The sequence below is a fragment of the Streptomyces millisiae genome (assembly GCF_031845425.1).
GTDB classification, from domain to species: domain Bacteria; phylum Actinomycetota; class Actinomycetes; order Streptomycetales; family Streptomycetaceae; genus Streptomyces; species Streptomyces millisiae.
In genome coordinates this window covers 1-546 of the sequence record NZ_JAVREM010000209.1, presented here as the reverse complement: position 1 = coordinate 546, position 546 = coordinate 1, and the positions used below count along the sequence as shown (strand labels likewise).

Genomic DNA, 546 nt, shown 5'->3' with positions numbered 1-546 from the left:
CCAGTACCGCGACCAGCGGGCCGGGGAACCGCGGCGAGATCCGGTACAGCACGAACAGCAGCACCAGAACCGTGACCGACAGCGCGACCGTGGGTAGGTGCACCGATTCGAGGCCGCTGACGAAAGAGCGGACCTGATCGACGAACTCGTCGCCGGTGACCTCGATCCCGCTGATCTTCCCGAGCTGGCCGCTGATCATGATGACGGCCACGCCGGTCATGTAGCCGACCAGGACCGGGCGCGACAGCAGATCGGCAAGGAACCCGAGCCGGCACAGACCGGCCACCAGGCAGATCGCCCCCACCAGCAGTGCCAGCACCGCCGACAGCGCCGCGTAGCGCACCGGGTCGCCGATGACCAACGGAGCCAGCGCCGTGGCCGTCATCAGGGCCGTGGTGGACTCCGGCCCGACCGACAGTTGCCGTGAAGAACCCAGCAGTGCGTAGACCGCCATCGGGACCAGCGCGGCCCACAACCCCGCGACCGGTGGCAGGCCGGCCACGGTCGCATAGGCCATCACCTGCGGCACCAGGTACGCCGCTACCG

1 protein-coding gene is annotated in these 546 nt (G+C 69.4%); it reads right to left on the bottom strand.

From position 1 onward, the window contains the following. Positions 1 to 529: SulP family inorganic anion transporter (locus RNC47_RS36255; RefSeq protein WP_311605124.1), on the bottom strand; the 529-nt coding region annotated here is incomplete at its 3' end. Between the last annotated feature and the right edge of the window lie 17 nt (positions 530 to 546).